The following is a 25,821-nucleotide window of genomic DNA, read 5'->3' on the forward strand; positions in this document are numbered from 1 at the left end:
CGATCTTTCCAACTGTCGCACTTGTCCACGTTCCGGAAGATGGATTGGCCTCATGCGCGCGCTCCCAGACGCTCGACCCCGGCGGGTTTGCGCACCTTGGCGGTCATCTCGTGCATGGCCTTTTGGTGCGCTGCGATCTCCTGCGTCAGTTTTGCCTGCCTGACCGGATCGGGTTGAGGTTTTTGCTGCTCCTTGGCCAGCCTGCTCTGCGCCAACTGCATCCGCTTGTAAGGCAGGTGCGTTTGCGCCTTGGCGTTGAAACTCTCGGCCGTGTGGAACTGCACTTCAAACGCGTAGCCCTCGGCGTCGGTGAAGCTGGCATTGATGCCCCGGTAGGTGCCGTCTCCCGAGGTGAAGTAATTTTTCAGGTTCACGCACGTGATTCCTTGCCGACGCAGTGCGTCCTGTGCCGCCAGCACCTTGATCACGAAACCCTCGGACGGCAGCTCAAGCGCATAGCGCAGCGCATCGCCCACGCTCTGCGCGGCCTGTTCGGCAGTCATGCCGGCGCGCAGATGGTGCCGGATCTTGTCCTTGATCGAGGCGACCGATTTCTGGAACGGGGCCTGTTGCACCTGCTCGATCCGACCCTGCTTGGCGTCGTAGCGCACGTTGCCCCAGAGCCGCGCGCCCAAGCCTTCGGCCAGCGTGTCGAGCACAGGGGTCAGCGCCGCTTGCTTGCTTGCGGCGGTGTCGAACACACCGGATGCCGACGATGGGTCTGCAATGCCGGCAGTCTGCTCGGCGCCGGGCGTGGGCGTCGCGCTTGGCAACGCCGGCACGGCCTCTTCCTGCCAGTTGTCGATCTCCTCGCATCCTGGCGGCGAGGCCACGCGCTTGAAGGCCTCCAGTGCAGGCGCCTGCAAGGTGCGTTGCTCGGCCCGCGACGCACCGCCAACCGCCAGCGCATGGGCGCGCTTGTACAGATCGTGGAAGCGCTCCTTGAGCGCGAAGGTCTCCGGCGTGTGGAACTGGATCTCCCACAGTGCACCCTCCGGGCTGCGCAGCGTGACATTGATGGCCTTGAAGACTGGCGGGTAATCGATGAATTGATTGGTCAGCTTGACCCGTGCATGGCCCTGATCGTCCAGCGCAGCCAGCGTGGCGCGCAGACCGGTGGTGAAGTCCTGCGGTTCCAGCACCACGCTGTAGCGCAGCGCATCGTTGACGCCCGCCGCCGCTTCTTCCAGCGTCTGCTTTTTCAGTGCCACCCGCTGCTTGAGCTTTTCCTGCAACGAGCCGTAGGACTTCAGTTGATGCTGCGTGCCGGCCAGTTGCCCACCGTGGCGGGCGGCAATGCGCTGCAGCATGTCGGTGACCTGCGGCTCCATCTGGCGAGCGCGCCCGAGCAAGGCCTGTGCCTCAGCCGCAATGTCCTGCGGCTGCACGGCGCGCAGCCGCTCGGCCGGCGGCTGCGAGCGGGCGATCCAGCCGGCCTGCTGTAGCGCCTCGAGCGCGTCTTCCATGACGCCAGCGGCCATCGATGGCATGCGCTGCAGCAGCAGCTTGGTCTGTTCGGGATCGAAGCGCCCGTCCTGCATGGCCCGGGCGGTCGCCCTGCTGTATGGCGGGACGCGGACCCGCTCGGCGAAGCTGCGCTCGGACCGTTCGCAGGCCTCCACGATCTTGGCGAACAACGCCGTGCCGGTGTCGGACTTCAGCGCATCGGTGCCGACCTTGATGGCAATGGTGAACAGGTTGCGCATGGTCAGTTCCGGCTCGCCGGGGACCAGCCCGGGTTGCCCATCCGGGAACTGCGCATGCGATAGCCGGCACACCGGGTAGTTGTCCAGGATGGCGTGGATGCGCGCCTGCACGCCAGAGGCGGCCGCGTAGGCTTTGGCCAGGCCGGGAAACGCCTCGGCCAAGGCCTCGGGCAACGCCGGCGCGGCGCTGTCGGCGGCCGAGCCCGTCTCAAGCGCAAGCAGCTGCGCGTGCAGCAATGCGGCCGCTTCCCGCGCTTCGGGCAGATGCGCGCGCTCGATCGCATCGCGCGCCTGCACGCGCAGAGTGGCCAACACCACTGGATCGCGGACCTGCTCTTCGAGCAGCTCGCGCAAACCGTTGCGCAACTCGCGCTCGATGCCATCGTAGGTGCCGAACATCATGTCGCGCGCCATCGCTTCACGCAGCGCGTCCGGTTGCGCCATGAAACGCGACGCCAGCGTGGCCGCCGCCGAGGTAATGCGCTGACCGCGCTTGAGGGACATGATCTCCGACAGCCGCCCGGGCTGGTAGTGCCCGCTGACCGTGTCGATGGCCGGCGTGGCCGTCTTCGGCGGTTTGAAGGACTGCTGCCGACCGCGCTGGGCCTGGCGATCCACCATCACCCGCGAAATCAGCGCCGCCAGCTTGGGGTAGCCTGCGTAGACAAACGCATCGTCGCCGTCGGTATCCATGTTGCGTTTGCGCAACTCGTCAATCGGCAGTGCGCCCAGGCGCCCAGGCTCCACGATGTCCTTGAGCCGCAGGCTGCCGGTGCTGAGGATGTCGCGCGGCAAGGCACCGCGGTCGCGGCCGCTCGTCCAGCACGACAGCGTCTTCAGATCTTCCTTGGAGCAGGCCAGGTCGGTGTCGCTGAACGCGGCCGGCCACTGCTGCTCGGGCACCACCACCAGCATGCCCTTGCTGTGCAGCATCTGCGGATCGGCGCCGGAACGATCATCGAAACCGGTGTAGCTGTACTGGATGCCGAAGCACCGCGAGAGGAACGCGGCGGTGGCGTCGCCCTTGGCCACGGTGGCGATGCGTTGCTCCGGCACCGGCAGCAGATTCTCCTTGTCGTAGGGGGGCTTGCCGAGCAGCAGCGGGCCGCCGGCCAGGTCGAAGGCCTGACTGCGCTGCAGCGGCAGATGCACCTTGTCGTCGGCCGAAGGCACCGCCCGCACCCGCTGCCCCTGGTAGCCGCCGCTGATCAGCGGCCTGTAGACCCATAACGGGTCATCGCCCGTCGGCTCCAGTGTCTGCAGCCGGTCCTGCATCGCCGCGTGCGCCTCTTCCAGTGCCGCCGCATCGCGCGGGTAATGGTGCAGCGCCTGCGCTGGCATCAGCGAAGGGCCCTTGTCCTTGGCCACCAGCTCGCGCTGCTCCTCGGTGGCCTGGTTCGCCTGCACTGCGTGCCAGGCATCGTAGTGCTTGCGGAAGGCCGGAATGGACAAGGCCACCTCCAGTTTCAGGAAACCGCAGCCATCGTTGGGGCACAGCGCCAGGGCAGTGCCATCCACCGCCAACGGCTTGAACGGATGCGCAGGGCCCTCGACGTCATCGAACACGCCCAGGCGCAGCGTGCCCTCCACGACATGGCCACTGGGCACCATCTCCAGCAGCGAGCGCTGCATGCGCGACCAGTCCTCGCGTTGCGGAGCGAGCTTGGCGGCCAGCTGCATCAGGCTGCTGCCCGGGGCGGTGTCGGCATAGCGGAATGCCGGCAACAGCGACGCTGACTCCTTGCGTTGGGACATCACCAGACTGCTGCTACCGGATTTGCTGCGCGCGGCGCGGCTGCCGCCGAACAGGTCGAAGCGCCAGGGCTCGCCGTTGTAGTTGAACGTCCGCGCGAGCATGAAGGTCGATAGGTCACCAGGCAATTGCACCTCCACCAGCGGCAGCCCGGTCAGGCGTGCAAACAGCGAGTACGGCTTGTCCGATTCGGACCGATTGGTCGACAGCTCCTTGCCCACCAGATCGACCACCACATGGGTCGTGCTGCCGCGGCCGGGCGCCGGCGCCACCGGCCGACCGGGAACCGTGGACATGCTCAAGCGCCCACTGTCCAGGTCGAAGCGGGTCGGTGGATGGGCCTGGGTGATCGTCGGCGCTTCCTTGGCCATGCGCAGGTCCAGGGCGTCGAACACCTGCTCGCCGGCCTCGATCTGCGCGATCAGGTTCCAGCTCATCTCGCCGAGGTCCACCTCGATCGCCTCGCGCGTGCGCGCCAGCGTCAGGTCCACCCACTTCACCAGCTCGTCGCGGCGCTGGCGCAGCTGCTTGCGCGGGCCGTCAAGATGGCGCGCTTTCCATTGCCGGCTCACCACCGCGTAGGCCTTGAGCACCTGGTAGAAGGTCAGCGCCGGGCAGCGTGTTGCATGTTCTTCGATGTCGGCCGACGCGCCCTCCTCGCCGCCACGCAGATAAAGGTCGATCTTGCGTGCGACGATGGGCTGCAACGCATCGAACACGCGCAATGCCTGGACCCGATGGCGGGGCCTGAGCTCCGGACTGCGGATCAGCGGCAACAGTCCCATGCACAGGCTGCCGATCCCCTCAAGGCTGGTCTGGCGTAATCCATCGTCCCCGATGAGGGCCGACACCCGCTCCAGCGCCGGCTCCCCCAGCGGACGCATCTGGCGTTGCAGCCCCGCCGATGCAAGGGCCTTGAAGAGCACGCCGATTTCGGCGGCCGAGGCGGACGCAAACCGCTCGCGGTGCAGGTCGAGGTGTCCGGCCATCGCCTGCAGCTTGGCGACACCCAACGTCCGGAACTGCTCATCGTCCTCATCGTCCTCATCGTCTAGGTGCAACAGCCGGGACATCGCGTTGGCCATCACCGCGATCCCACGCATCTGGAACTGCCGCCACGGCTGCTCGGCCGAGCCTGCGCGCTCGGCGAGCAGCACGAATGCCGACTGGCACACCGGCCTGGCGAGACATTTGCTCAGCGCGTTGAGCGCGATGGCCACGCCTTGCGCGTCCAGGGCCTTGCGCAAGCCGGGCTCGTTGGCCAGCTTCGCAGCCAACAGGTCGGTGGCTGTCTCGCAGGCCGGGGAGCCGGGCCATTTGCTCAGGGCGTTGAGCGCTTGGGTCACGTCGATAGGGCCGAAGCCCTCGCGCAAGTCCGGATCGTCGGTCAGCCGCGCGACCAGCGCCATGGCGGCTGCTGCACAGCTCTCGTCGGCGGGCCATTTGCTCATGGCGCCGAGCGCATTGGCCATGCCTTGCGGGTCCAGGGCATGGCGTAACCCGGGATCGTCGGCCAGCCGCGCGGCGAGCGCGTAGACCGCGTCGCCACAGACCGGCGTGTCGGGCCATTTGCTCAGGGCGTTGAGCACTAGGGGCACGCTGGAAAAGTCGAGGGCCCCGCACAACTCGGAGTCGTTGGTCAGCCGCTCGGCCAGCGCGTGGACCGCGTCGCCACAGACCGGCGTGTCGGGCCATTTGCTCAGGGCGTTGAGCACTAGGGGCACGCTGGAAAAGTCGAGGGCCCCGCACAACTCGGGGTCGTTGGTCAGCCGCTCGGCCAGCGCGTGGACCGCGTCACCACAGACCGGCGTGTCGGGCCATTTGCTCAGGGCGTTGAGCACGCTCGCCACGCCATGCGGGGGCAGGGCCTGGCGTAACTCCAGATCGTCGGCCAGCCGCCCGGCTAGCGCACTGGCGGCAGCCGCACAGACAGGCGTGCCGAACCACTTGCTCAGGGCGTTGAGCACGCTCGCCACGTGGTGGGGCTCCAGGGATTTGCACAGCCGGAGCTCGTTGGCCAGCCGCTTGGCCAGCGCGCTGACGGCGGCCCCACAGATTGGCGTGTCGGACCACTTGCTCAGGGCATAGAGCACGCTTGCCACGCCTTGCGGGTCCAGCCCCTGGACCAACCCAGGGTCGTCGGCCAGCCGCTCGGCCAGCGCGCGGGCGGCTGCCGCACACACCTGGTTGTCCGGCCATTTGCTCAGGGCATGGAGCGCGTTGGCCACCTCTTGCGGCTTGAGCGCTTGGCGCACATCGGGCTCGGATGCCAGCCGCGCGGCCAATGCGTTGACCGCGTCGCCACAGACCGTCGTGTCGGGCCATTTGCTCAGGGCGTTGAGCGTGATGGCCAAGGCTTGCGGATCCAGGGCGTTACGCAACCCAGGATCGTCGACCAGCCGTGCGGCCAGTGCACTGGCCGCCGCCGCACAATCTTCGTTGTCGGGCCATTTGCTCAGGGCGTTGAGTCCGGTGGCCACGTCAAATGGATTGAAGGCCGTGCGTAACTCCGGATCGTCGGCCAGCCGGCCGGCCAGCGCATTGGCGGCGGCCGCACAGTCCGCTTTGTCGGGCCATTTGCTCAAGGCATTCAATGCATTGGCCACGTCCAGTGAATTGAAGGCAGTGCGCAACAGGCCATCGTCGACAACGCGCCTGGCTAGCGCACTGGCGGCTTCGGCACAGGCCTGGTTGTTTGGCCATTTGCTCAAGGCATTCAACGCGTTGGTCAGGTCTACCGCGTTGAGTGCCTCGCGCAAGCCGGGATCGTCAGCCAGGCGCTCGGCCAGCGCGCTGACGGCCTCGGCGCAATCGGCCATGTCGGGCCATTTGGATAGGGCGTTGAGCGCGACGATCACGCTTTGCGGGTGGAGCGCCGTGCGCAAATCGGGCTCGCATGCCAGCCGCTGGGCCAGTGCGCTGGTGGCGGACGCACAGCTCGCATTATCGGACCACTTGCTCAAGGCTTTGAGCGCGACGGCCATCAGCAGCGGATCGAGCGCCGCGCACACAGCAGGATCGGTGAGCCGCTTGGCCAGCGCGCTGCCGGCGGACGCGCAGACCTCATTGTCAGGCCCTTTGCTCAGGGCATGGAGCGCGGTGACCACTTCTTGCGGCTTCAGGGCGTCGCACACATCGGGCTCGCATGCCAGCCGCGCGGCCAGCGCGCTGCCGGCGGACGCACACACCTGGTCGTCGGGCCATTTGCTCACGGCACCCAGCGCTTGGGTCAGGTTGATCGCGTCGAGGGCCGTACACAACTCCGGCTCATGGGCCAGCCGCCAGGCCAACGCACTGACGGCCTGCCCACAGATCGGCGTATCGGGCCATTTGCTCAACGCGTTGAGCACGTTCGCCACGCCTTGGCGGTCCAGGGCCTGGCGCAACTCGGGATCGTCGACCAACCGCTCGGCCAGCGCACTGGCGGCCTCTGCGCAGACCGGCGTATCGGGCCATTTGCTCAGGGCGTTAAGTACGTTGGACACGCCTTGCGGGTCCAGGTCTTCGCGCAGCTCGGGATCGTCTGCGAGCTGCCTGGCGAGCGCAGCGACGGCGGCCGCACCGACCGCGTCGTCGGGCCATTTGCTCAGGGCGTTAAGTACGTTGGACACGCCTTGCGGGTCCAGGTCTTCGCGCAGCTCGGGATCGTCTGCGAGCTGCCTGGCGAGCGCAGCGACGGCGGCCGCACCGACCGCGTCGTCGGGCCATTTGCTCAGGGCGTTGAGCACATTGGACACGCCTTGCCCATGCAAGGCCGCGCACAACGCGGGCTTGTCGGTCAGCCGCCCGGCCAGCGCACTGGCGGCGGCCGCACAGACCGGAGAATTGGGCCATTTGCTCAGGGCATTGAGCGCATTGGTCAGTTCTTGCGGACTGAGGTCCTCGCGCAACTCGGGTTCGTCGGCCAGCCGCTCGGCCAGCGCGCCGACGGCGGCTCCACAGACCGACGTGTCGGGCCATTTGCTCAGGGCGTTGAGCGTGGTTGCCACGCCCTGGGCATCCATCGTATGACGCAAGCGGTTGTCGCTTGCAACACGCGCGGCGAGCCGATGCGCCGCGACCTGGCAATCCGGATGATCGGACCACTTGCTGAAGGTATTGAGTGCCAGGCTGATCTGCAGCCCATTCAGAGACTGCCAGGCGTGGTCATCACGCAGCAGGTGACGTGCCACACGCGCCACCGCGCGTTCACACCGACCGCTGTCGATATTTTTTGCGAAGGCGTTCAGGAGCAGAGCGGACGGGTAGCTACCCAGCCCCACAAGATCATCGGCCTGATCGACTTGCCCTGCGATCCACGCGATTGCCTCCATGCACGCGGGCTGGTGCGGGTGCTTGCTCAGCTTGTTGCCCACATGCGCCAGCTGCTTCAGCGATGTGCCTTCGAACCACCCGGTCTGGTAGAGGTACTGCGCTGCAAGCTCGGTGCAACGATCGAGATCGCGGGGCGTTACCCGCTGTGCATTGGCAACCAGCTGAAGGTATTTGTCGAGCCGACTGGCGTTGACTTGCGCATGCAAACTCTCTTCCAGGAAGGGCAACGCCATCCCGCCGCGCATGCGATCGGCCAGCTCGTTGTCGCATGCCATCGATACGCACAGGCCGGCGTTGTGGTTCCGCCCGATTCCGTGAGGCTCGCTCAACTGTCGCCGCTGTTGCTGTCGCTGCGCCTGTAGCCGTTTTTGTGCCGCCACGTCCAGATGATCTTCGGCCCTGCGCAGTTCGGCTGTCAGCCGCGTGCCATGGCCTGAGCGCTTTGACTGGCGATCGGGTTCTTGCTCTTCGCGCGATCGTTTTCCTACGATTCGCTCGGGTTGCCGCTCGGTAGGTCGAAAATTTTCCCTTGTTTCCAAACCATGCTGCGTCGGTCGTTGGGGCCGACGATGCGATGAAGAGGCGCCGACGTCGGCGCTCACCTTGTCGGGGTACCGCTCGGTTTTAATGCGCTCGTTTTTTACGGCCGGGGGCTGCCAGTGCCGAAAGCGCCTGTCCCATGCGCCTTCGCTGGCATCGGTGTGCTCTTTTTTTACGGCGCTTGCCGTAAGGGGCTGCCTGTCGCGCGTCGACGCTCCTCGGTCATCCGACTCCATCCTCCGCCGTTTTCTAGGCGGCAGTCCAAGGGGTTGATGCGTGCCGCTGGTGCTGGCCGCTGCCTGATCCTTCGTTAGCCTGGGCTTTTCTTCAGGAGCGTAAGGCGAGTTTGTGCGGAATGCAGTTGGATGGGTGGCATGGGTTTTCATGCCCAAAATTTTTAGTCAACCTGCCCGCGAGCGACTTGTTCGATACGAAGTATCGACGACGTGTGCGACACGCGCTGCGTATTGGACAAGTGGCTCCCAGCACATTGCATGGATGAACGCCTGGGATGCAGCACGCCGGCACCGTGACGTGCTCCGCAGCCGTCAAGCACAGTGTGTTGATGGCTATACACGATTCGACGTTTTTCCATATCAATCCAGCCGAACCTTGCGTCAACCTGACCACAGCGACGGCACCAAGGCCCTGTCAGTCCAGTCATGCGCTTTTCTGCCGTTATATACGGCGTGCCACCGCCGGCAACGCCCGTCACCACCACCGCCATCCAGCTGCGAGGGAATCAGGACATGTCATTCGGCAATGACCCGCAGCGTCCGTATTGGGCCGCCGCTTGAAAAAACCCCGCCACTGCCGCCTACAATCGGGGGCATCTGTGGTGTCCGGGTTGTCGCGCATGTCCGTTTTGCCGTTCCTGATCATCGAAACCGGTCACCCCGTGCCGGAGATGAAGCGATACGGCCGCTTTCCGCACTGGATCCGCGTGGCGGCCGGGCTCGCCGAGCACGAGACGGTAGTAATCGATGTCGCCAATGGCGACGACCTGCCGGACCGGGGCAGCTTTGCCGGCATCATCATCAGTGGCTCGGCCGCCTTCGTCACCGACCGTGCCGACTGGAGCGAGCGCAGTGCGCAGTGGCTGCGCGACGCCGCCCATGACGGCAAGCCGTTGCTGGGCATCTGCTACGGCCACCAGCTGCTGGCCCACGCCCTTGGCGGCGAAGTCGACTACAACCCGGCCGGCCGCGAGTCCGGCACCATCGCGCTGGAGCTGCACCCGCCGGCCGAACAGGACCCGCTGTTTGCAGGCCTTCCAGCGCAGTTCCCGGCCCATGCCACCCACCTGCAGACGGTGGTGCGCGCGCCGGACGGCGCCATCGTGCTGGCGCATTCGCGTCAGGACCGTTGCCACGCCTTTCGCTGGGGCCGGGCCACCTGGGGCGTGCAGTTCCACCCGGAGTTCGCCACCCACCACATGCGCGGCTACGTCCGCGCGCGTGCCGAGTGCATTGCCCGCCACGGCCACTGCGCCCGCACGGTCGCCCGCGAGGTCACCGCCGCCCCGGTCGCCCGCAAGCTGCTGCGCCGGTTCGTGCATCACGCACGCGGCCTGCAAACAGTGAACGCTCATCCCGCCGCGCACACGTAAAAGCAGCGATAATCGCCATACGCCGGATGGTCCGGCGCGCGTATCGATCCGGAATGGGAATGAGCGAAATTCGCAAGGTGCCGGCATCTGCCGGCGCAGAATGGCTGTTGACCGGTTTCTCGCTGCTGAAGCGGGCGCCGCTGGCGCTTGGCTCGCTGGGGGTGATCTGGAGCGTGGCCGCCTCGCTGGTGGTGTCGCTGTCGGTGCTGGTGCCGCTGCTGGGCCCGGCACTGCAGTTCCTGCTGGTGCTGGCCGGCCCGTTGTTCATGGGCGGCATGCTGTGGGCGATCCGCGAGGTCGACGAAGGCCGCATTGCCAAGCCATCGCACCTGCTGCACGGCCTGCAGGACGGCCGCGCGCCGCACCTGCTGGTCTCGCTGCTGCCGCAGCTGATCGCCGGCCTGCTGCTGGGTGTGCTGCTGCTGGTGATGATCGGCTCCAGCGGGCTGCAGCAGCTGTCCGAGGTGATGATCAAGATCAACCAGATCAGCCAGTCCGGCGCGCAGCCGGACCCGGTGCAGATCGAGCAGCTTGCCGCCAGCCTGCCGGCCGGGCGCATCCTGCTGTGGCTGTTGCTGACCATCGCCACCTTCGCGGCGATGACGCTGGCGCTGTTCGTGATGCCGCCGCAGGTGATGTTCGACCGCAGCACCGGCGGCCATGCGCTGCGCGAGAGCCTGCGCGCCAGCCTGCACAACCTGCCGGCGATGCTGGTGTTCTTCGTGCTGGCCTTCATCGCCATCTTCGCGATCTATTTCGCGGTGATGATCGTCGCGCTGATCGTCGGCCTGGTCGCGGGGCAAACCGTGGCGATGTGGCTGGCGCAGCTGCTATTGATGGCGGTGCTGATGCCGGTCTTCGCCGGCTCGGTCTATGCCGCGTGGAAGCAGATGTTCACCCACGAAGGCGCCGCCGCGCAGCCCGCCCCGCCCTCGCGCCCGGACGTGTTTGCGGCCTGATGGCCTGATACCGCAGCATCCGTAGGAGCGCGCTTGCGCGCGATGCAGCTCTACCGGTGAGGCCTCATCGCGCACAAGTGCGCTCCTACCAGAAGCCATTCTGGCGAGCGCGGAGGATCTAGCTCGCCTCGGCGCCCGAGACTTGCGGCAAAGCCCATCGCGCCCGGGTGCGCTCCTACGAAGTTCGATCCGGGTCTGCAGCGTCAGACTGTTTGGTCGAGCTCTACCCGAACGGTCGTGATGCAGTCGGGTGTGGCGCCAAATGGCAATGGACGCGCTGCAAACACGTTTTCGTAAACGATCACCTCCGCACCTGAGCGCGTTGCATGCAGGTGCCCCACGCCACTGAAAGACGTGTTGTCAGTCTCCCGCAAGCGCGCATTGCGCCCGTGGAAAAGACCGCTTGCCGCACGACCAGACGCATTGATTCGGACCGTCAGCTCGCCATACATGGCGCTGAGAAAGTCATGCTCTTCGGTACCGAACAACTGCATCGGATCGACCGTGTTGTGAATCAACAAGATGGCCGGCATGCCCGCACTAGCGGCGGCGCGCAGCTGGGCACGCGCCTCGTTAATCTTGTGACGGACGTTGCAGCCAATGGTTCGGGACCATCCACCGTCTGGACCGACTCCCCGTCTACTTTCGATCTGCTTGATCTCGACGGCCACCACCGTGCTGCCCAGCTGGACGTGATAGTCGGGTGTGCTTGCGGACGTCTCGGCAATCCGCTGACAGTCCAAACGATGGTGGGCGCAGAAGGTCTCGAACAGCTGCTCCGATGCGGTTTTCGGCATTTTCGATCCAACCTGGTGGTTGGATGCAGCCTACGCGTCTGTCAGCACCTTCGTGTCCGGGAGTGTGTTTGTACCCGTGCCACGGCGACCGTAGGAGCGCGCTTGCGCGCGATGCAGCTCTACCGGTAGGCTTCATCGCGCACGAGTGCGCTCCTACTAGCAGCCGTACTGCGGCGCGCTCTAACTCGCCTTCGGCCCCACCGCACGCGAGGCAATGATGCCCAGCTCATACAACAGGCACATCGGGATGGCCAGCATCAGCTGCGAGACCACGTCTGGCGGGGTGAGCACGGCGGCCAGCACGAAGATGCCGACGATGGCGTAACCGCGGCCCTCGCTGAGCTGCTTGGGGCTGACCCAGCCCAGCAGCACCAGGATGACCAAGGCCACCGGCAGCTCGAAACTCGCGCCGAAGGCGAAGAAGATCGCCAGCACGAAATCCAGATAGGAATTGGCGTCCGGGGTGATGGCGATCACGTCCGGCTTGAACGTGGTCAGGAAGTGGAACACCGCCGGCAACACCAGGAAATACGCAAACGCGCAGCCGATGTAGAACAGCGCCACCGCCGAGGCCAGCAACGGAAATGCCAGCTTCTTCTCGCGCTGGTACAGGCCGGGTGCGACGAATGCCCAGGCCTGGTACAGCAGCCACGGCACGCTGAAGAACACCGCCACGAAGAAGGTCAGCTTGAGCGGGGCGAAGAACGCGCCGGCCGGGTTCATCGCGATCATGGTCTGCCCCAGCGGCAGCTGCGAGACCAGCGGTGCGGCCAGCCAGGAATAGATCGCGCGCGAAAACGGCAGCAATGCCAGCAACACCACGCCCAGGCCAATCAGCGCACGCACCAGACGGGCGCGCAATTCGACCAGGTGCTCGATCAGACTGCTCTCGGCCTGTGCGTCGTCGAACAGGCTCAAGGCGCTTTCTCCTGGGTGCTGCCGTTGCTTGCGGTCGTTGGCGCGGTAGTGCCCTGCGCGCTCACCGGTGCGGAAGCCAGGCTGCCGTGCGGTGCCGGCACCAGCGTCTGCCGGGGCGCTGGCGCAACCGGCTGCGCCTGGGCGATCACCGGGGAAGGGCCCGGCACGTGGGCATGCGGCTGCAAGCTGCCCTGCTCCAGCACCACCGGCGCGTCGGCGGGTAGCTCCAGCGGTGCCGCCACCGGGGTGGCGCTTGTACGGATGTCGATATCGCGGCCGAGTTCGTCGTGCAGGTCGCGCGCCTGGTCATGAAAACCGCGCGCGCCTTCTTCGACTTGCTGCTGAGTACTGCGCAGCTGCCCTTCGGCCTCACGCAGCGAGGCCTGCACGTCCTGCAGGCTGCGCTTGAGTTCTTCGGCTTCCAGCTCGCGTTCGAGCTCCTGCTTGACCGAATCCCACTGCATGCGCGCACGGCGCACCCACAGTCCGGCAAAACGGGCCGCCTTGGGCAAACGCTCGGGACCGAGCACCACCAGGGCGACGATCGCAATCAGCGTCAGTTCGCCAACACCTATGTCAAACACCGACGCTGCTCCGGATCAGCGCGCGTCGCGGTCGCGTTCGGCCTGCGCCTCACGCGCCTGCTCGGCAGTGCGGGAGTCGTCGCCGAGCTTGCCGGCCGGCTTGTCGTCGTCGTGCATGCCTTTCTTGAATTCCTTGACCGCGCTGCCGAGATCCTTGGCACCGCTGGTGAGCCGCTTGGTACCGAACACCAGCAACACGATCACCAGCACGATCAGCCAGTGCCAAATGCTGAAACCGCCCATGATCTGCTCGCTTGCTGAAAAGAAGGAAGGCTCAGGATACCCCAGCGCACCGCGCAGGGGGATGACAGCCGGTCAGCGGTTGCCGTCTAGTGATTCGGTGCGGATTTCGCCATCGGATACCGGCTGGAATCCCTGCTGTGGAGGCGGCGTGGTGCTGGGCTGCATCGGCACCGTGCTGGCCTCGTTGGCCGGCGGCGGCGGGGCCGTTTGCGCTGCCGGAGCCGCACTTGGCGCGCGCGCCACTGGCGGTGGCGCGGTCTCGTCGCTGTCGCCATCGCTGGTGCGATTGGTGCGCGCGGTGTAGGTGACTTCTTCCAGCCGGTCGCGGAAGGCGATGACGTCGGTGGACGGGCGCTCGTTGGTCCGGCCTTCGAAGATCATGCGCGGGGTGGCGCCGCCGCCGTAGGCGTTGAGGTCGGCGGCATCGTCGATCTGCAGCACCGCGCCATCCAGCGCCACGCCGGCGAACAGGCCGCGCGCGCGCGACCACGACCAGATTTCGGCCTTGAGCTGGCCATCGGTGGCGGCGGCGGCGTTGCGGCCTACCGGGCCTGCGGCCACGCCGGCGTCGGCGCCAAGGGTGAACTTGCCGTTGACGATGTTGTCCAGGCTGCGGTCGTTGCGGAACACCAGCACCACGTCGGAGGACTGCACACCGGCCTGGAAGCCGATGCTGCCGCCGGTGAGCTTGACGAACACCGGCTGCGACCAGCTGCCGTCGGCGTTCTTCATCGACATCAACCCGTGGCCGCGGCGGCCACCGATCACCAGGCCGGCCTTGAGCGTGTCGGGGATGACCACGATGGCGCGTGCCTCGTCGAGCAGCTTGTCCGGAATGGACTGCTCGGGAATCTTCATGATCTCGTTGAGCACCCGCACCGCATTACGTGCGCGCTGGTCTTCTTCCGGGCCGGCGACGGCATGGCCGGCGGCGAAGGTCAGCGACAACAACAGGGCCAGACGCGACAAACGAGGCATGACAAGCTCCAAAGGACGATCCGTCAAAGATAGCAATGCCGCGACGTTAGTGCTGGCGCAATGAATCGGTGGTGAGCGCATCCGGCGGCAAGACGGCGCAGATCGGGACGATTGATGCGCTGTCCTCGGCAGTCCTGCCCGGCTCTGCCAGAATGGCCGGCATGAACACCACTCCTGATACCGCCCTGCTGGTCGTCAACCTCGGCACCCCCGAATCGCCGACCGCCCCGGCCGTGCGCCGCTACCTGGCCGAGTTCCTCAGCGACCGTCGCGTGGTCGCGATCCCGCCGCTGTTCTGGAAGCCGCTGCTGTACGGGGTGATCCTGCCGATCCGTGGCCCCAAGTCGGCGGAAAAATACGCCAAGGTGTGGCTGCCTGACGGCTCGCCGTTAGCGGTCTACACGCGCCGCCTGGCCGAGGGCCTGAAAGAGGCGATGCCGGACTGGCAGGTGGAATGGGCCATGCGTTACGGCGAGCCGGCCTTGCGCAAGACGCTCGATGGCCTGCGCGCACGCGGCATCAAGCGCATCGTGGTGCTGCCGCTGTATCCGCAATATTCGACCACCACCACCGCCTCGATCCAGGACGTGGTGGATGCATGGCGGCCCAGCGCGCCGGAGATCGAGGTCACCGTGATCCAGGACTATTGCGAGGACGCCGGCTGGGTGGCGGCGATCGCCGATTCCATCCGTGCGCACTGGCAGGTGCACGGGCGCAGCGAGAAGCTGATGTTCTCCTTCCATGGCCTGCCGCAACGCGTGGCCAATGCCGGCGACCCGTATCCGCAGCAATGCGAGCGCAGCGCGCAGGCCATCGTCACCGCGCTCGGCCTGGGCGCGGACGAGTGGCAGATGGGCTACCAGTCGCGCTTCGGTGCCGAACGTTGGCTGCAGCCGTATGCCGAACCGACGCTGTGGGCGCTGGCCGAAGGCGGCGTGCGCAGCTTCGATCTGGTGTGCCCGGGCTTTGCCACCGATTGTCTCGAGACGCTGGAAGAAGTGGCGCTGGGCTTTGCCGAAACGCTGGCAGAGCGTAACGCCACACTGAGCTATATCCCGTGTCTCAACGCCAGTCCGGCGCATGCGCAGGCACTGGCCGCAGTGGCGCGGCGCGCGTGAGGTTGGAGCCGTTTGCGTGCGAGCTGGCCATTGGACGCGTCACCGGTCTGCGCAACACCGAACGCGGGCCACGCCGGGTGCTGGCATTGCACGGCTGGCTTGATAACGCGGCCAGCTTCGTCCCGCTCAGTGCACACCTGCGCGCGCCCGATCTGGATCTGGTGTTGCTCGACCTGCCCGGTCACGGCCACAGTGCCTGGCTGCCGACAGGCGCCGAATACACGCTGAGCAGCGCAATTCATAACCTGCTACAGGTGGCCGACGCATTGGGTTGGGACCGCTTTACCTTGTTGGGCCACTCGCTGGGTGGCGGCGTCGCCAGCTTGATGGCTGCCGCCGCGCCGGAGCGCGTCGAGGCCTTGGTGGCGATCGAAGCACTGGGTGCATTGGCCGAACCGGTGGAAAGCACCGCAGAGCGGCTGCGCGACTCCGTGCGCTCGACCCGGACCCTGCCGCAACGGCCGCTGCGTGTCTTCAGCTCGATGGAAGCGCCAGTGCGCGCACGCATGATGGCCAATCAACTCACCGAGCCGGCAGCGCGCCTGCTGGTGGAGCGCGGCCTGCGCGTGGTCGAAGGCGGCTACAGCTGGTGCACCGACCCGCGCCTGACCTTGCCCACCGCCATCCGCATGACCGAAGCGCAAATCGATGCGCTGCTGGCCTCCATCGTGTGCCCTACCCAAGCCATCTTCGCAACGCCGGGCCAACCGTATTTTTCCGACGCCCTGCGCGATCATCGTGTGGCCATGGTGCCGGACGCGCGCCTGCACCTGCTGCCGGGCGCCCACCATGTGCATATGGAGGCACCGCAGGCGGTGGCGGCGGTGATCAATGGGTTTTTGGCGACGCTGCCGCAGCCGTGATGCAAGCAGGTGCGATCGGCAGGCAAGTCGGCGCAATGGCGGATCCCTTGCGTGTGGTCACTGCGATTGAATCCTTCGAGCGGTGGAGTGCGCCGTGGACGTTTTTCGACACGGTGCACGCGACGCCACAGCTGACTGCGGAGGATCGCCTGCTGTTGCAGCAGGTGTGGTCGGTGGCGTGTGACGCCGAGCGCTGGACGTCGAGCCCTGCGCTGGATGCAGGGGCAGCGGCAACGGAGAGTGCCCTGACAACGCGCTTTGCCTGGCTGCCGCCGCAGGCCTGCCGGCAACTTGCCAGAGCTGCTTCATACGCGTGGCGCTAACCAAGATGTGACATCAGGGCTGATCGGCATGCGGCGCCGTGTTGTTGAGCCATTGCCGGATGCAACACGCCTACCGATGATTACAGGGCCACGGGAGCCGTGGTTACTGGCAACGAGGCCTGCGTCACTCGGCCTGCAACAACCGCCGCAGTTGCGCCTTGAGTTGACGACCGTGTTCGTGGAAGTAGCTGCGCTCGTCGCGCCAGGCGGGGAAGCGCTGTTCCACTTCGACCCAGAAGGCGGGTGAGTGATTGGCCTGCAGCAGATGGCAGAGCTCGTGGACCAGCACGTATTCAAACGCGGAGGGGCGCCCGAGTACCAACGCCAGGTCCAGCGCCATCGAGCCATCCGGCGCAAGCGACCCCCACTGCGACGACATCACCTTGAGCCGCAGGCGCGCCGGTGGGCGCGGCAATCCGGGCAGATAGGTGGGCAACCAGCGGCCGACATCGGCGCGTGCCTGCGCTTCGTAGAACTCTTTCAGCGCGCGACGCAGGCCGGCGTCGCCCAGCCGGGACGGCACGTGGAAATGCGCGCCCGCCTCATCGACCTCGATGCGCGTGTAACGGCCCTCGTGCCAGTGCAGCGGCAGTAAGACGCCACGCAACGGCAGCAGCCCGGGCACGCCACGCTGCAATGCAGGAAACGCATCGACCTGCTGGTACCGCGAGAGCTGCGTGCCTAGCCAATCCAGGTGCGCATGCAGGAACCGTTCGCCGGAGATCAGGCTCGCCCGCAGCGGCAAGGTCAGACGCGCACCGCGTTCGTCGACGCTGAGCTTGATGCGCCGCGCACGCGGGTCGCGCACGCGCAGGACGTCGATGTCGCGGCCTTCCAGTTGCACGCGCACACAGTCGCGTTCGACAACCTGCGGGGCGGGCGCAACGAGGCGGCGGACGAGCTTGAACATGGGCACAGGATAGCGCTGCGATGTGTCAGGTGGTGAGATGGGCGATTGATGCATTCGATGTTGTCGCGACTTCTTCGAGTGGTTGGCAAACGACGCTGCACACCGCCAGATGGGCGCAGCCGACGTCGCTAGAGTTGCGACCTGGCCGCAGGGTCCTTGCCCGCTCACCACGGCCAAGTCCTGTGCTTTGGGCGTCGCACTCCGAAGTCCTGGATAGCGCGAATGGAACAGCTGCAGAGCGGCGGATTGCGGCCTGGTTGCAGGGCCCTTGCCCGCCCACCATCGCAGGACACGCCGCAAGTCCGTCCCTGTAGGCTCTTACACGACATCCATGCCGCGTAAGGTCCCGCGACGGTGAGCGGGCAAGGACCAATCGAGTTGCTCGGTACGCATGTTTTTTAACAAAACAGCCAGCAAACGTTCTGGTGCGGTGCCTCACCGATTGCGGGACCGTGTGGCGGCATGGATGCCGCGCACTCGACTCGTCAGGCTTTTGACTCAAGCATCCGATCGCGACGACACAACGCCATCGCTCGACGTTGCGCTTACTCGGCCTTGCTCAGCTTCAGCGCGGTTTCCAGCAGCAGGAACAGCCGGCGGATTTCGGCGCTCATCAGCGCGAAGCGGGCATCGAGTTCGGCACGTGCGCCGTCGTCGTCGCTGTGTTCCAGCTGGTCCAGCGCGCCGTCGAGGAACTTGAGCTTGCGGATCACCAGATCGTCGCCGAGCACGAACGACAGATTGTCGTCCAGCACCAGCGCCAGCTTGGTGACCTGCTTGCCGGCCTCCAGATGCTTGTCGATCTCGTCGCCGCGCAGTTCCTGGTGCTGGCACTTGACCACCGCGCCGCCTTCGATCGGGTCCTTCATCTCGCATTCTTCGCCCAGGCTCAAACCCTCGGGCAAGGGCTCGCCAGCGATCCAGCCGGTAAGGATGGCGCGCGGGGCCACTTCGGCATTGAGCGGCAACGCCGGGAAGCTGCCGAGCGCGCCACGGATCTCGCTCATCACGTTTTCGCCGCTCTTGCGGCTGGAGGTGTTGACCGCGATGTAGCCGTTCTGCAGGTCCAAGATCGCGTCGGTGCGCGAGCTCTTGACGAAGGCGCGCGGCAGCAGCTCATGGATCAGGTCGTCCTTGAGCCGCTTGCGGGCCTTGCCGCCGGGGCGGCGGCCTTCCTTCTCTTCGATCTCGGCGACCTTGCGCTCGAGTAGGTCGTTGACCACCGCACCGGGCAGGATCTTGTCCTCGCCACCGATGGTGAGCCACAGGAACTCTTCCAGACGGTGCGAGAGCACTTCCTGCTCATCGCGGCCGAACGGCGAAATGAAGCCGCGCGAGCTCATTTCCAGCGGGCCGACCGGCTTGAGCTGCACCTGCGGCAGCAGCGTTTCGATTTCGGAAAAGTCCAGCGTGGTGGGAAAACGGAACAGGGTGAGATTGCGAAAGAACATGCGTAAGACCGAAGAAGAGAAACGTGGAGGTGAAAGACCGACGGCGACCGGGCGGGCGCGTCAGTCGCTGTCGTGTGTGGCATCGCCGGCGGCGAACCAGGCGGTGGAATCGTGCGCAGAGGTGGGGGCATCGGGCGCACGGCCCAGGCGCATGAAATCGAACAGTGCGCGGTCGGCCAGTTGCTCGGGGCGCACGTCGCCGAGCGCGCGCGCAATCTGCTCGACCCGGCCCGGCTGCTCGTGGTCCCACTGCTGCAGCATGCGGCCGACCTGCTGGCGTTGCAGATTTTCCTGGCTGCCGCACAGGGTGCACGGAATGATCGGGAACTGCCGCGCCTGCGCGTATTGGGCAATGTCGGCCTCGCGCACGTAGGCCAGCGGGCGGATCACTACGTGCGCGCCGTCGTCGCTGCGCAGCTTGGGCGCCATCGCAGCCAGACGCGCATGGTGAAACAGGTTCATGAAAAACGTAGCGACAATGTCGTCGCGGTGATGACCGAGCGCGATCTTGGTCACGCCATGGGCTTGCGCATAGGCATACAGCGCGCCGCGCCGCAGCCGCGAGCACAATGAACACATGGTCTTGCCGGCCGGAATCACCCGGCTGACCACCGAGTAGGTGTCTTGCTCGACGATGTCGAATGGCACGCCCAGCTCGCGCAGGTAGGCCGGCAGCACATGGGCCGGGAAGTCCGGCTGCTTCTGATCCAGATTCACCGCCACCAGCGTGAACGGCACCGGCGCCTTGCGCTGCAGGTGCAGCAGCATGTCCAGCAAGGTGTAGCTGTCCTTGCCGCCGGACAGGCACACCATGATCTTGTCGCCGGCGGCGATCATGCCGAAATCGGCGATCGCCTGGCCCACCTGGCGCTGCAGCCGCTTGCCCAGGCGCAGCTGCTCACGCTGCAACCGCTGGCGCGGGTCGCGCGGCGCGGGGTCGGCCAGGGGTTGCGGCAGCGGCAGGACAGCGGTCATAAGCCTCCCATTGTAGCGGCCGGGGTGGCCGGGTGACCGGCGGGCAGCCGTTGGGTCCGTGTGTGGCCATATCTGCTCGTTGTCCGGTCCCCCACGTGGCCGCAGCGCATCGGCTGGCCGGCTGGCTGACGCAGTCTGGAGGGAAGCGCTGGGCGCCGGTGCGCGGGCCAGGCTTGGGTCGGATGTGCCGGAGATGCGTCTCCCGCCGCAATCCTGGTTTGCTGTTGATGCTTCCTGGCTTGGTCCTTCTCTCGCTGGCTCTTCCTCGCACATGCAAGGCTTCCGGCAGGCCGTCTACCCACGGACCCTCCTGATGGGCCGTCTGCGCTGCAGGTCGCCGTTGCGCGACTGGTCTGCGTTGCAGGTTTTTGTGATTGCCTGCTTGCAGGCCTGTCCGGCCGTGTCTGTGGCCGCATGCATAAGGTGCCCCCCCCATGGCAGGCGAGGTCTGCACGTTCCCGCGTGGCCCAAAGCATATCCCTCGCCCGGCCATGGAACAGCTCGCATCTCGCAGCGCAGCAAGCCTTTCGACGGCGGGCTGGGTAAAGTCCGCAGGACCGTTTCAGCTGGGATCGGCATGACACCTTCGGCTTCGCTGTATGGCGCGGCTTTTTTCAGTCGGCTTTTTGGTAGCGCTAACATTTTTTGCGTCGCAACGCAGAACACGCATGCACAGATCCGCTGCATGTGCTGCAGCGACGCGGCGCCACCGGCCCCTACGCATTCCATCGCTGCGGTGTGCCGATGCCATCCCTCTCCCCCGTGACGCCCCCCTTTCTGCAGGAGTCCACCCCATGAGCAACACCGTTTACATCGGCGCGAAGGAATATTTTCCCGGCATCGGCAAGATCGGCTTCGAAGGCCGCGACTCCGACAACCCGCTCGCGTTCAAGGTCTACGACGCCAACAAGACCATCGGCGACAAGACCATGGCCGAGCACCTGCGCTTTGCCGTGGCCTATTGGCACAGCTTCTGCGGCAATGGCGCCGATCCGTTCGGCCCGGGCACGCGTGCGTATCCGTGGGACGCGGGCAATACCGCACTGGGCCGCGCCGAAGCCAAGGCCGATGCCGCATTCGAATTCTTCACCAAGCTCGGCGTGCCGTACTACTGCTTCCACGACATCGACCTGTCGCCGGATGCCGATGACATCGGCGAGTACGAGAAAAATCTGAAGCACATGGTCGGCATCGCCAAGCAGCGCCAGACCGACACCGGCATCAAGCTGTTGTGGGGCACCGCCAACCTGTTCTCGCACCCGCGCTACATGAATGGCGCATCGACCAATCCGGACTTCAACGTGGTCGCGCGTGCGGCCGTGCAGGTCAAGGCCGCGATCGATGCCACCGTTGAACTCGGTGGCGAGAACTACGTGTTCTGGGGCGGCCGCGAAGGCTATGCCTGCCTGCACAACACCCAGATGAAGCGCGAGCAGGACAATATGGCGCGCTTCCTCACTCTGGCACGTGATTACGGCCGTGCGATCGGCTTCAAAGGCAACTTCCTGATCGAGCCCAAGCCAATGGAGCCGATGAAGCACCAGTACGACTTCGACAGCGCCACGGTGATTGGCTTCCTGCGCCAGCACGGCCTGGACCAGGATTTCAAGCTCAATATCGAAGCCAACCATGCGACCTTGTCGGGCCACAGCTTCGAGCACGATCTGCAGGTGGCATCCGATGCCGGCCTGCTGGGCAGCATCGACGCCAACCGCGGCAACCCGCAGAACGGCTGGGACACCGACCAGTTCCCGACCGACCTGTACGACACTGTCGGCGCGATGCTGGTGGTGCTGCGGCAGGGCGGGCTGGCACCGGGTGGCCTGAATTTCGACGCCAAGGTGCGGCGCGAATCGTCCGACCCGCAGGATCTGTTCCTGGCCCACATCGGCGGCATGGACGCATTCGCACGCGGACTGGAAGTGGCCAATGCGCTGCTGACGGCCTCGCCGCTGGAAACCTGGCGCGCCGAGCGCTACGCCAGCTTCGACAGCGGCGCCGGTGCGGACTTCGCCTCCGGCAAGAGCACCCTGGCGGACCTGGCCACCTACGCCGCCGGGAATGTGCCCACGCAGGTCAGCGGCCGCCAGGAAGCCTACGAGAACCTGATCAATCAGTATCTGACGCGTTGATGTGTGTCATGCACGCGCGCCGTATCGCGCTGCGCGTGCATGACACCCGCTTGCAGGGCCACAGCGCGCTGCAAGCGAGCGTGTGAGGTATCGAGATGGGTGACCCATAGCGCTGCGATCAGGGGGATCGCTGCGCCGACAACACGTCGCATGCGTGCGACAGGAATAGGCAGCTAGCGCCCATCTTGCAGCGACACTGTGGTGCGTTAGCCGCTCTTACTCGGTCGGATCGATTGCGATCGGTGCGGCCACCGAATCCCGCTTGACCAGCAGGTGCGCGACCACATGATCGACCATCTTCGACGTGCGTTCCTTGGCGCGAATCGTCTTCAACAAGATGTCCAGCGCGGCATCGGCCATGGCGGCGATGGGCTGCTGCACGGTGGTGAGTTCCGGCCAGACGGCAGTGGCTGCGGAGGTGTCGTCGAAGCCCACGACCGACAGATCGCGAGGTACGTCCAGCCCGCGTCGGTGCGCCACCGAGATGGCCGCTGCGGCCATGTCGTCGTTGCTGGCGAAGATCGCGCTGGGGCGACGTTTGCGTGCGAGCAACTTTTCGGCCGCGACCAAGCCGGACTTGTAGGTGTAGTCGCCCGGCTGCACCAGATGTTTGTCCAGACGCAGGCCGGCGTGCGCAAGCGCAGCCTGAAATCCTTCGAAACGCCGCGTGCTGGCCGACAGGTTGGGATGCCCGGCGATGTAGCCGATGCGGGTATGTCCCTGCGCGATCAGATGCTCGGTGATCTCCTTGGCCGCGGCGAATTCGTCGATGCGCACGCAGGCCACGTCGGGACTGAAATGGTTGGACGCGATCGCCACCACCGGCACCTTGGCGCGCACCAGTTCCAGCACCGCGGCGCGGGATTCGCACAACGGTGGCGGCAGGATCACCCCGGCCACGCCCTTGGCGAGCTTGCGTGCAGCCTTGCGTTCGGCATCGGCGTCGAGATCGTCCCAGCAATCGATCACCAACTGGATCGAGGTACGCGAGGCGACCCGCAGCACGCCCAGCAGCAATTCACGCAGATACGCGCCACTGGGGTCGCTGTAGATCAGCGCAATGCGCGTGCTCTGCGCGGCGGCCAGCGCGCTGGCGGCCAGGTTGGGCGTGTAGCCGAGCTTGTCGACCGCACGCATCACCCGCTCACGGGTGGCGTCGCGCACGCTGCCGGTGTTGTTGACCACACGCGAGACCGTCATCGGCGACACTTTCGCCAGCGCCGCCACCTCGTCGATGGTGGTCGCGCGGCTGGTGCGGCGGACCGATTTCCTGACCTTCTCCAAGCGTGGCCTCTTCAAGTGCGAGCGAATGTTGGTCCAAGCACGCGTGGTACTGCCGATCAACGTGCAGCAGCTGCGAGCATGAGGATGCAAGCCATGGTACCGGGAAGCAGACAGAGCGGGGAGATGCGCACAGGCGCTACTACCGCATCGGAGCGTACGGCATGAGCGCACGCCCGATGGGACGCAGTCGCGCATGCACGCGTGCGTTGGCGCTCATGTGGCTGGTGTTGTTGGGCGGTGTGCTGCTGCCGGCGGCGCCGGTACATGCCGAAGATGGTTACGAGCTCTGGTTGCGCTACCAGAAGGTGCGCGATGCCGAGCCGTTGCGGGCAAACGCGCAGACCTTGGTGATTGCCAGCGACTCGCCCACCCTGCATGCCGCGCGCGATGAGCTGACGCGCGGGGTGCAGGGCTTGCTCGGCTATGCCCTGCACAGCGCTGCAACAGTGACTGCCGATGGTGCGATCTTGCTGGGCGCCGCCAGCGCACCGCAGATCACCGCATTGCAGCTGAAAACCGACGATCTGGGCCGTGAGGGGTATCTGATCCAGACCGTGCGCGTGGATGGGCATCGCGCCACTGCCATCGTGGGCGGCAGCGACGTCGGTGCGTTGTATGGCGTCTTTCATTTCCTGCGCCTGCTGCAGACCGGCCAGCCGGTCAGCGCGCTCGACGTACGCGAATCGCCGCGCTTGCAGCTGCGCATGCTCAACCACTGGGACAACCTGGATGGCGTGGTGGAGCGCGGCTATGCCGGTGCATCGTTATGGAACTGGCAGACCCTGCCCGGCTATCTGGATCCGCGCTACACCGACTATGCGCGCGCCAATGCGTCGCTGGGCATCAACGGAACCGTGCTCAACAATGTCAATGCCAAGGCCTGGAGTCTGACACCGCAGTATCTGGACAAGGCCGCGGCACTGGCCAAGGTGTTTCGTCCCTACGGCATCCGCGTGTTTCTCAGCGCGCGCTTCAGTGCACCGATCGAGATTGGGGGCTTGAAAACCGCCGACCCGCTGGACCCGCAGGTGCAGCAGTGGTGGCGTGCCAAGGCCGACGAGATCTACGCGCGCATTCCGGATTTTGGCGGGTTCCTGGTCAAGGCCAACTCCGAAGGCCAGCCCGGTCCGCAGGATTACGGGCGCTCGCATGCCGATGGCGCAAACCTGCTGGCCGACGCGCTGGCGCCCCATGGGGGCGTGGTGATGTGGCGCGCGTTCGTGTATTCGCATGAGCAACCGGACGATCGCGCCAAACAGGCGTACAGCGAGTTTGTGCCGCTCGATGGCGCCTTCCGCGACAACGTGATCGTGCAGGTCAAGAACGGCGCGATCGACTTCCAGCCACGTGAGCCGTTTCATCCGTTGTTCGGCGCGATGCGCAAGACGCCGCTGATGCCTGAGTTCCAGATCACCAAGGAATACCTGGGCTTTTCCACCCACCTTGCCTATCTGGGCACGCTATTTGCCGAAACCCTGCAGGCCGATACCTATGCGCGCGGCAAGGGCTCGACCGTCGCCAAGACGGTGGACGGCACGCTGTTCAACTCCGGCAAGCGGGCGCGGCTCACCGGCATTGCCGGCGTGGCCAATATCGGTGCCGATCACAACTGGAGCGGCTCGATTTTCGATCAGGCCAACTGGTATGCCTACGGGCGGTTGGCGTGGAATCCGGCGTTGTCGCCGGAGGCGATCGCGCAGGACTGGGTGCGTATGACGTTGTCCAACGATCCGGCCGTGGTCACGCCGGTGGTGGGCATGATGCTGCGCTCGCGCGAGGCGGTGGTGGACTACATGACGCCGCTGGGCCTGCATCACCTGATGGGGCGCGGCCACCATTACGGCCCGGCGCCGTGGGATGCCGGCAGCGAGCGCCCCGATTGGGACCCGGTGTATTACCACCGCGCCGATCGCAATGGCATTGGTTTCGATCGCAGCGCCAGCGGCAGCAACGCGGTAGCGCAATACGCAGCGCCGGTGGCGCGCGTGTTCGGCGATGTGCAACGCGTGCCCGAGCAGTATCTGCTGTGGTTCCACCATGTGTCGTGGGACCGGCGCATGGCCTCGGGACGGCCGCTCTGGGACGAGCTGGTCTGGCACTACGACCATGGCGTGGACGAAGTGCGTGCGATGCGCGCGACCTGGCAAGGCCTGGCTGGCAAGATCGATGCGCCGCGCTATCGGCAGGTAAGCGATTTTTTGGCCATCCAGCAGAACGAGGCGCAGTGGTGGCGCGATGCCAGCATCGCCTATTTCCAGAGCGTGTCCGGGCGTGCATTACCGGCCGACGTGGCGCCGCCCGCGCATCCGCTGGCGTATTACCAGGCATTGACGTTTCCCTACGCACCAGGAAATCCGAAATGAG

The 25,821-nt window shown here is 66.0% G+C and carries 16 protein-coding genes; 6 read left to right on the forward strand and 10 right to left on the reverse strand.

Annotation, left to right across the window (positions count from 1 at the left end):
- Positions 1-50 precede the first annotated feature (50 nt).
- The gene (xopAD, locus tag BJD12_RS11755; RefSeq protein WP_074059380.1) at positions 51-8,699 is read right to left on the reverse strand and encodes a XopAD/skwp family type III secretion system effector; all 8,649 of its coding nucleotides are present in this window, start codon (positions 8,697-8,699) and stop codon (positions 51-53) included.
- A 470-nt stretch (positions 8,700-9,169) separates the two neighbouring features.
- Here xopAD and BJD12_RS11760 point away from each other — a divergent pair, with 470 nt between their 5' ends.
- On the forward strand, positions 9,170-9,922 hold the full coding sequence (locus BJD12_RS11760; RefSeq protein WP_005997628.1) for a glutamine amidotransferase: 753 nt from the start codon (positions 9,170-9,172) through the stop codon (positions 9,920-9,922).
- 59 nt (positions 9,923-9,981) lie between these two features.
- Positions 9,982-10,881: a BPSS1780 family membrane protein gene (locus BJD12_RS11765; protein WP_042828698.1), complete on the forward strand. Its 900-nt coding sequence runs from the start codon at positions 9,982-9,984 to the stop codon at positions 10,879-10,881.
- A 203-nt stretch (positions 10,882-11,084) separates the two neighbouring features.
- Here the strand turns inward: BJD12_RS11765 and BJD12_RS11770 are convergent, their stop codons facing one another.
- From BJD12_RS11770 to BJD12_RS11790, 5 genes are all read right to left on the reverse strand, one after another.
- Entirely contained in the window at positions 11,085-11,678 is a 594-nt protein-coding gene (locus tag BJD12_RS11770; protein ID WP_005994440.1) for a hypothetical protein, read from the reverse strand.
- A gap of 180 nt (positions 11,679-11,858) precedes the next feature.
- Positions 11,859-12,596: a twin-arginine translocase subunit TatC gene (gene tatC / locus BJD12_RS11775; protein WP_005997625.1), complete on the reverse strand. Its 738-nt coding sequence runs from the start codon at positions 12,594-12,596 to the stop codon at positions 11,859-11,861.
- Positions 12,593-13,180 (reverse strand): Sec-independent protein translocase protein TatB, encoded by a 588-nt coding sequence (gene tatB, locus BJD12_RS11780; RefSeq protein WP_005997624.1) that lies wholly within the window; start codon positions 13,178-13,180, stop codon positions 12,593-12,595. Before tatB ends, tatC begins: the two co-directional genes overlap by 4 nt.
- A gap of 15 nt (positions 13,181-13,195) precedes the next feature.
- The gene (gene tatA / locus BJD12_RS11785) at positions 13,196-13,423 is read right to left on the reverse strand and encodes a Sec-independent protein translocase subunit TatA (protein ID WP_003484969.1); all 228 of its coding nucleotides are present in this window, start codon (positions 13,421-13,423) and stop codon (positions 13,196-13,198) included.
- 72 nt (positions 13,424-13,495) lie between these two features.
- Positions 13,496-14,401 carry a lipid-binding SYLF domain-containing protein gene (locus BJD12_RS11790; RefSeq protein WP_005997622.1) on the reverse strand — a complete coding sequence of 302 codons (906 nt, stop codon included), beginning with the start codon at positions 14,399-14,401 and terminating at the stop codon, positions 13,496-13,498.
- 152 nt (positions 14,402-14,553) lie between these two features.
- On the opposite strand from BJD12_RS11790, the gene hemH reads away from it, so the two are divergent.
- Both hemH and BJD12_RS11800 read left to right on the forward strand, forming a co-directional pair.
- On the forward strand, positions 14,554-15,519 hold the full coding sequence (gene hemH / locus BJD12_RS11795; RefSeq protein ID WP_039425615.1) for a ferrochelatase: 966 nt from the start codon (positions 14,554-14,556) through the stop codon (positions 15,517-15,519).
- The gene (locus BJD12_RS11800) at positions 15,516-16,382 is read left to right on the forward strand and encodes an alpha/beta fold hydrolase (protein ID WP_005997618.1); all 867 of its coding nucleotides are present in this window, start codon (positions 15,516-15,518) and stop codon (positions 16,380-16,382) included. Before hemH ends, BJD12_RS11800 begins: the two co-directional genes overlap by 4 nt.
- 447 nt (positions 16,383-16,829) lie before the next feature.
- Here the strand turns inward: BJD12_RS11800 and BJD12_RS11810 are convergent, their stop codons facing one another.
- From BJD12_RS11810 to ttcA, 3 genes are all read right to left on the reverse strand, one after another.
- Positions 16,830-17,615: a YgjP family zinc-dependent metalloprotease gene (locus BJD12_RS11810; protein WP_005997615.1), complete on the reverse strand. Its 786-nt coding sequence runs from the start codon at positions 17,613-17,615 to the stop codon at positions 16,830-16,832.
- Between the two features lie 545 nt (positions 17,616-18,160).
- Positions 18,161-19,066: a recombination-associated protein RdgC gene (locus tag BJD12_RS11815; protein ID WP_005997614.1), complete on the reverse strand. Its 906-nt coding sequence runs from the start codon at positions 19,064-19,066 to the stop codon at positions 18,161-18,163.
- Between the two features lie 60 nt (positions 19,067-19,126).
- A complete protein-coding gene (gene ttcA, locus BJD12_RS11820) occupies positions 19,127-20,041 on the reverse strand; it encodes a tRNA 2-thiocytidine(32) synthetase TtcA (RefSeq protein ID WP_005997612.1) in 915 nt (304 codons plus the stop codon).
- 794 nt (positions 20,042-20,835) lie between these two features.
- Here ttcA and xylA point away from each other — a divergent pair.
- On the forward strand, positions 20,836-22,173 hold the full coding sequence (gene xylA, locus BJD12_RS11830) for a xylose isomerase (RefSeq protein WP_005997609.1): 1,338 nt from the start codon (positions 20,836-20,838) through the stop codon (positions 22,171-22,173).
- A 216-nt stretch (positions 22,174-22,389) separates the two neighbouring features.
- Here xylA and BJD12_RS11835 read toward each other — a convergent pair whose 3' ends face one another.
- The gene (locus tag BJD12_RS11835; protein WP_005997607.1) at positions 22,390-23,457 is read right to left on the reverse strand and encodes a LacI family DNA-binding transcriptional regulator; all 1,068 of its coding nucleotides are present in this window, start codon (positions 23,455-23,457) and stop codon (positions 22,390-22,392) included.
- Between the two features lie 161 nt (positions 23,458-23,618).
- Here BJD12_RS11835 and BJD12_RS11840 point away from each other — a divergent pair, with 161 nt between their 5' ends.
- The gene (locus BJD12_RS11840; RefSeq protein ID WP_050812898.1) at positions 23,619-25,820 is read left to right on the forward strand and encodes an alpha-glucuronidase family glycosyl hydrolase; all 2,202 of its coding nucleotides are present in this window, start codon (positions 23,619-23,621) and stop codon (positions 25,818-25,820) included.
- Position 25,821: the final 1 nt, after the last annotated feature.

The sequence above is a fragment of the Xanthomonas vesicatoria ATCC 35937 genome (assembly GCF_001908725.1).
GTDB classification, from domain to species: domain Bacteria; phylum Pseudomonadota; class Gammaproteobacteria; order Xanthomonadales; family Xanthomonadaceae; genus Xanthomonas; species Xanthomonas vesicatoria.

Bases quoted from the DNA above. Each gene is read 5' to 3' on its own strand.
- xopAD (WP_074059380.1), bottom strand. From the start codon at position 8,699: ATGAAAACCCATGCCACCCATCCAACTGCATTCCGCACAAACTCGCCT.
- BJD12_RS11760 (WP_005997628.1), top strand. From the start codon at position 9,170: ATGTCCGTTTTGCCGTTCCTGATCATCGAAACCGGTCACCCCGTGCCG.
- BJD12_RS11765 (WP_042828698.1), top strand. From the start codon at position 9,982: ATGAGCGAAATTCGCAAGGTGCCGGCATCTGCCGGCGCAGAATGGCTG.
- BJD12_RS11770 (WP_005994440.1), bottom strand. From the start codon at position 11,678: ATGCCGAAAACCGCATCGGAGCAGCTGTTCGAGACCTTCTGCGCCCAC.
- tatA (WP_003484969.1), bottom strand. From the start codon at position 13,423: ATGGGCGGTTTCAGCATTTGGCACTGGCTGATCGTGCTGGTGATCGTG.
- BJD12_RS11790 (WP_005997622.1), bottom strand. From the start codon at position 14,401: ATGCCTCGTTTGTCGCGTCTGGCCCTGTTGTTGTCGCTGACCTTCGCC.
- hemH (WP_039425615.1), top strand. From the start codon at position 14,554: ATGGCCGGCATGAACACCACTCCTGATACCGCCCTGCTGGTCGTCAAC.
- BJD12_RS11810 (WP_005997615.1), bottom strand. From the start codon at position 17,615: ATGTTCAAGCTCGTCCGCCGCCTCGTTGCGCCCGCCCCGCAGGTTGTC.
- BJD12_RS11815 (WP_005997614.1), bottom strand. From the start codon at position 19,066: ATGTTCTTTCGCAATCTCACCCTGTTCCGTTTTCCCACCACGCTGGAC.
- ttcA (WP_005997612.1), bottom strand. From the start codon at position 20,041: ATGACCGCTGTCCTGCCGCTGCCGCAACCCCTGGCCGACCCCGCGCCG.
- xylA (WP_005997609.1), top strand. From the start codon at position 20,836: ATGAGCAACACCGTTTACATCGGCGCGAAGGAATATTTTCCCGGCATC.
- BJD12_RS11840 (WP_050812898.1), top strand. From the start codon at position 23,619: ATGAGCGCACGCCCGATGGGACGCAGTCGCGCATGCACGCGTGCGTTG.